This is a genomic window from Microbacterium sp. HMWF026 (assembly GCF_003061325.1).
GTDB lineage: Bacteria > Actinomycetota > Actinomycetes > Actinomycetales > Microbacteriaceae > Microbacterium > Microbacterium testaceum_E.
Map to the genome: position 1 here is coordinate 1 of NZ_QAJB01000227.1, position 5,468 is coordinate 5,468.

The following is a 5,468-nucleotide window of genomic DNA, read 5'->3' on the forward strand; positions in this document are numbered from 1 at the left end:
CTCCCGGCCCTCGCCGCACGCGGTGCCCGCGTGCGGCGAGGGCCGGGAGCGCGCGGAGCGTCTGCCAGTTCTGCGCGCCGCGCTTGCCGAAGCCGATGCCCGGGTCGACGACGATGCGGGACGCGTCGATGCCCGCGTCCGCGGCGGCGGCGACGCGCTCGTCGAGCTCGTCGGCCACCTCGCGGGCGACGTCGGCGTAGTCGGCGCGGGCATACATCTCGGCGGATGGGCCGCGCCAGTGACCCAGAGCGATGTCGGCACCGGTCTCGGCCACGGCCGTGAGCATGTCGGGGTCGGCGAGCCCGCCCGACACGTCGTTGACCAGGCGCGCACCGGCGCGCACCGCGGCGACCGCGGTGGTGGCGTTCATCGTGTCGATGCTGACGAAGGCCCCCTCGGATGCCAGCGCCTCGACGACCGGCAGGACGCGCTGCTGCTCCACGCGGGGCGCGACCCGCTGAGCACCCGGACGCGTCGACTCGCCGCCGACGTCGAGAAGATCGGCGCCCTGCGCGCGCAGGAGGCGCGCATGGGCGATCGCGACGTCGGGGTCGAGGTAGCGACCGCCGTCGCTGAAGGAGTCGGGGGTGACGTTCACGATCCCCATGACCAGGGTCACGCGCGCGCTCCGATGAGGGCGACCAGCTCGGCGCGGGCGACCGGCTCGGCGTAGACGCCCCGCGCGGCGATGGTCACGGTCGAGGCGTCGGGTTGACGGCCGCCGCGCATCGTGACGCACTCGTGCGTGGCATCCAGGACCACGAGCACGCCGCGGGCATCCAGGGCCGTCGCGATGGCGTCGGCCACCTGCTCGCCGAGGCGCTCCTGCACCTGCGGGCGCGCCGCGAGGATGTCGATGACCCGCGGCAGGGCCCCGAGACCCACCACTTCTTCCCCCGGCAGGTACGCCACGTGGGCGCGGCCGCGGAAGGGGAGCAGGTGGTGCTCGCACATCGAGCGGAACGCGATGTCGCGCAGCATCACCGCCCCGGAGGGCAGGGTGTCGGGCGCCGGCCCCCGCGACACCGAGATGGTGTGGGTGAGCGGGGCACCGGCATCCTGATTCACTCCCGAGAAGAACTCGGCCCAGCTGTCCGCGACGCGCACCGGGGTCTGACGCAGGCCGGGGCGATCGGGGTCCTCCCCGATCGCCTCCAGCAGCTCGCGTACCAGCGCGGCGACGCGTTCTCGATCGACGGCCACGGCGCCTCAGGCGGTGGCCGGGCGCGTCTGTCCGCTCGGACGGGGCTGCGCCGCGGTCGCGGCCTGCGCCTCGGCCTCGGTCGCCGCCGCGACACCCGCGGGCTGCGGACGACGGGGCACATCGACCGGGGGCAGCGTCGAGACGGGACGGTCGCCCGACGACAGCCACTGCGGGCGCGGCGTCAGGCGCTTGACGTCCTTGAAGATCTCGGCGAGCTCGAGGTGGTCGAGCGTCTCTTTCTCGAGCAAAGCCAGGGCCAGGCGGTCGAGCACCTCGCGGTTGTCGTTGATGACCTGGTACGCCTCGTTGTGCGCCTGCTCGATGAGCGCGCGCACCTGGGCGTCGACGCGCTCGGCGATGCGCTCCGAGAAGTCGCGGCCGTGGCCCATGTCGCGGCCCATGAAGACCTCGCCCGACGACGAGCCGAGCTTGACCGGGCCGACCTCGTTGGTCATGCCGTACTCGGTGACCATCTTGCGGGCGATGCTCGTCGCCTTCTCGATGTCGTTGGACGCACCCGTGGTCGGGTCGTGGAAGACGATCTCTTCGGCGACGCGACCGCCCATGGCGTAGGTCAGCTGGTCCTGCAGCTCGTTGCGGGTGACGGAGTACTTGTCGTCGAGCGGCAGCACCATCGTGTAGCCCAGCGCCTTGCCGCGCGGAAGGATGGTGACCTTCGTGACGGGGTCGGTGTGGTTCATCGCCGCCGCCGCGAGCGCGTGACCGCCCTCGTGGTAGGCCGTGATGAGCTTCTCTTTGTCCTTCATCACGCGCGTGCGGCGCTGGGGACCGGCGATGACGCGGTCGATCGCCTCGTCGAGCGCGCGGTTGTCGATCAGCTGCGCGTTGGAGCGGGCGGTCAGCAGCGCGGCCTCGTTCAAGACGTTGGCGAGGTCTGCGCCGGTGAAGCCGGGCGTCTTGCGCGCGACGACCTCGAGGTCGACCGAGTCCGACAGGGGCTTGCCGCGGCCGTGCACCTCGAGGATGCGCTGACGGCCCTTGAGGTCGGGCGCGTCGACGCCGATCTGGCGGTCGAAACGGCCGGGGCGCAGCAGGGCGGGGTCGAGGATGTCGGGGCGGTTCGTCGCCGCGATGACGATGACGTTGACCTTGGGGTCGAAGCCGTCCATCTCGACGAGCATCTGGTTGAGCGTCTGCTCGCGCTCGTCGTGACCGCCGCCCATGCCGGCGCCGCGGTGGCGACCGACGGCGTCGATCTCGTCGATGAAGATGATGGCCGGCGAGCTCTCTTTGGCCTGGTTGAACAGGTCGCGCACGCGGCTCGCGCCGACGCCGACGAACATCTCGACGAAGTCCGAACCCGAGATCGAGTAGAACGGCACGCCCGCCTCGCCCGCGACGGCGCGAGCCAGCAGGGTCTTACCGGTTCCGGGAGGGCCGTACAGCAGCACGCCCTTGGGGATGCGGGCGCCGACCTCTTCGAACTTCTTGGGGTCCTTGAGGAACTCCTTGATCTCGTCGAGTTCTTCGATCGCCTCGTCGGAGCCGGCCACGTCCTGGAAGGTCACGGTGGGCGTCTCTTTGGTGACGAGCTTGGCGCGCGACTTGCCGAACTGCATGACCTTGCTGCCGCCGCCCTGGGCGCTCGAGAGCAGCCACCAGAACAGCAGACCGAGCAGGATCAGGGGCAGCAGCAGCCCGATGAGCCCGTCGAACCAGCTGGGCTTGGGCACGACGTCGTTGAAGCCGTCCGAGGGGGCCGCGGCGTCGATCGCGCTGGCGACCTCGTCGGCGCGGGCCTGGCCGAAGTAGAACTGCACGTCGTTCGCGCCCTCGAAGGGCGCGGAGAGCTTCAGGTCGACGCGCTGATCGGGATCGTTCGTCACGACCTGGGTGACCGTGCCGCCCTTGAGCAGCTCGAGGCCCTCTTTGGTCGACACCTGGCGGGGTCCGCTCAGATTGGACATGAGGGAGAAACCGATGACCAGAAGCAGACCGACCAGCAGAACGTAGACGATCGGATTTCGCGTGATCTTCTTGAAATTCATGGTGGGCGAGCCCAGCCCTTTCGTGATCCTCCGCAGAATGCGGTCGCATCAGGCTAACGCGGCAGGACTATGCCGGGCCTGTGCGTTCGTCGAGGGCGTACGGGGAACGGATGCCGCGCCTCCGGCGGCACGCCTCAGGAGTAGACGTGGGGCGCCAGCACGGCCACGTCGCGCAGGTTGCGGTAGCGCTCGGCGTAGTCGAGCCCGTAGCCGATCACGAAGTCGTTGGGGATGTCGAAACCGACGTACCGGCAGTCGACCTCGACCTTCATGGCGTCGGGCTTGCGCAGCAGCGCGAGCACCTCGACCGAGGCGGCCCCGCGCGAGGCGAAGTTCTCGAGCAGCCAGCTGAGGGTCAGGCCCGAGTCGATGATGTCCTCGACGATCAGCACGTGCTTGCCCGTGATGTCGGTGTCGAGGTCTTTGCGGATCTGCACCACACCGCTCGAGCGGGTGGACGCGCCGTACGACGACACGGCCATCCAGTCCATCGAGACGTGGACGGGCAGGTGACGGGCGAAGTCGGCCATGACCATGACCGCCCCCTTGAGCACGCCCACGAGCACGACCTCGCGGCCCTCGTAGTCGGCGACGACCTGCGTCGCCAGTTCGGCGAGCTTGCCGTGGATCTGCTCCTCGGTGAGGAGGACTTCGCTGATGTCGTCGGAGATGTCGGCCGCGCGCATTGGAGAAGTCTACGTCGCCGGATTCCGGATGCCGTGCCCCGGCCCGGCGGATCGGTTCACAGGACAGGATCGGCGGCGTAGAAGGCCGAGACGCTCTCGGTGAGCCGGTGAGCCGGCAGGTCGCGTCCGACCTGCTCGCGGAACGCGGCATCCACCGGTCCGACCGAGACGAAGAAGTCGTCCGCGATCCGGGCGCTCACCGCCGTCGATCCGCACGAGAGAACGGGCGTCGGCTCGATCGGAGTGATCGCGGCCAGGCAAACGTTCGTCGTTCCGGCCTGGTAGCCGAGATACAGGATCGTGTTGTCGACGTTCGCGATGAAGCGGATGGATGCCGGCTCGAGCCCGGCGTTGGGATCCTGCCCCTCGGGCACCGAGAAGATCCGGTCCTCGGCGGTCTGCTCCCACTCCAATTCCGGGATGCCGGGTTCCGCCGTGAGCGACAGGATCGAGCCGCAGGCTGCGGCCCCCAGAGCGAACGCGGCGAGCGCCCCGACGAGCGGAAGGCCGAAGAGCCGGCGGTGCGGTCGAGCCGGCGGCGACGGGTCGTCGGGCATCGGCGCGGAACGCTCCCCGTCCGCTGGTTCCGCGAATGGCTCGGGCGATGCCGACTCGTCGTCGTTCGTCGCGCCCGTTACGTTCTTCTGCTCCAGTTCCGACAGGCGACGAACCACCTCGGGAGGGACGGGCGCAGCCGCGGGACCGAACACCCGCTCGCGCAACAGCGCCAACTCCCCGGACTCCTGCGAAGACAGCATGGGCCCACCCTGCCGTGGATCGGCGCCGACCGGAACCGTCGCGCCCGCCGAGCGCCTCCGCGAGCGGGTAGCGTCGGCCTCCGTAGCTCAGCCGGAAGGGAACACATGTCCTCCACCCCGTCGTCCGCGCCGCGCACGCGCGGCACCGGCGCCGTCATCGTGGCGCAGCTGCTGCTGCGGACCGCGTCGGCGGCGGGCGCGCTCGCGCTGGGGTCCTACTTCGTCGAGCTCTCCCGACAGGGGGCGTCGGTGGGGCCGCTGCTGCTCGGCATCCTGTCGGGTGTGAGCTTCCTCGCCGAGCTGGTGCTCGCACCGGTCGCGGGGTCGGCGAGCGATCGGCGCGGACGCCGTGTCTTCCTCGTCGCGGCACCGCTGCTCGCCGCGATCGGCATCCTGCTGACGCCCGGAGCGTCGCTCATCGCGACGGCACCGTCGATCGCTCTCGTCGTCGTCATCGTCGGCACGTCGAGGCTGCTCGACGGCGCGGGAGCGGCGATCTCGGCGCCCACGACACTCGGGCTCCTCGCCGACGCGAGCGACGGCGACCCCCGACGCCGCGGGCGGGTGACGAGCCTCTACGAGCTGTCATCGTCAGGCGGGATCGCCCTGGGCGCTGTCGCGGGACCGCTGCTCTACGGCGCGCTGGGACTCTGGACGTTCGCCGCCCTCGCCGCGGTCTACGTCGTGGCCGCGCTGCTGGTGCTGGCGTTCCTGCGGCCGGCGACGGCCTCCCGGACCCCTCCCTCCCGCGCGTCGCTCCCGGATCGCCTCCGCGTACTCGTGCAGCCGCGGCTGCTGGCGTTCCTTCCGG

Annotated in this window: 6 protein-coding genes; 1 reads left to right on the forward strand and 5 read right to left on the reverse strand. The window is 70.8% G+C overall.

The window, feature by feature from the left end:
• From folP to DBR36_RS09230, 5 genes are all read right to left on the reverse strand, one after another.
• On the reverse strand, positions 1-619 hold a 619-nt coding region (gene folP / locus DBR36_RS09210), incomplete at its 3' end, for a dihydropteroate synthase (RefSeq protein WP_108318748.1).
• Positions 616-1,203, reverse strand: a complete 588-nt coding sequence (gene folE, locus DBR36_RS09215) for a GTP cyclohydrolase I (protein WP_108318750.1) — start codon at positions 1,201-1,203, stop codon at positions 616-618. The genes folE and folP, both read right to left, overlap by 4 nt.
• A 6-nt stretch (positions 1,204-1,209) precedes the next feature.
• A complete protein-coding gene (gene ftsH, locus DBR36_RS09220) occupies positions 1,210-3,213 on the reverse strand; it encodes an ATP-dependent zinc metalloprotease FtsH (protein ID WP_108318752.1) in 2,004 nt (667 codons plus the stop codon).
• A 134-nt stretch (positions 3,214-3,347) separates the two neighbouring features.
• Positions 3,348-3,899 carry a hypoxanthine phosphoribosyltransferase gene (gene hpt, locus DBR36_RS09225; protein WP_108318754.1) on the reverse strand — a complete coding sequence of 184 codons (552 nt, stop codon included), beginning with the start codon at positions 3,897-3,899 and terminating at the stop codon, positions 3,348-3,350.
• A gap of 56 nt (positions 3,900-3,955) precedes the next feature.
• Positions 3,956-4,657: a hypothetical protein gene (locus tag DBR36_RS09230; RefSeq protein WP_146185300.1), complete on the reverse strand. Its 702-nt coding sequence runs from the start codon at positions 4,655-4,657 to the stop codon at positions 3,956-3,958.
• A gap of 105 nt (positions 4,658-4,762) precedes the next feature.
• Between DBR36_RS09230 and DBR36_RS09235 the strand changes: the two genes are divergently transcribed.
• Positions 4,763-5,468 (forward strand): MFS transporter (locus DBR36_RS09235; RefSeq protein WP_146185301.1); only part of this gene is annotated, 706 nt, incomplete at its 3' end.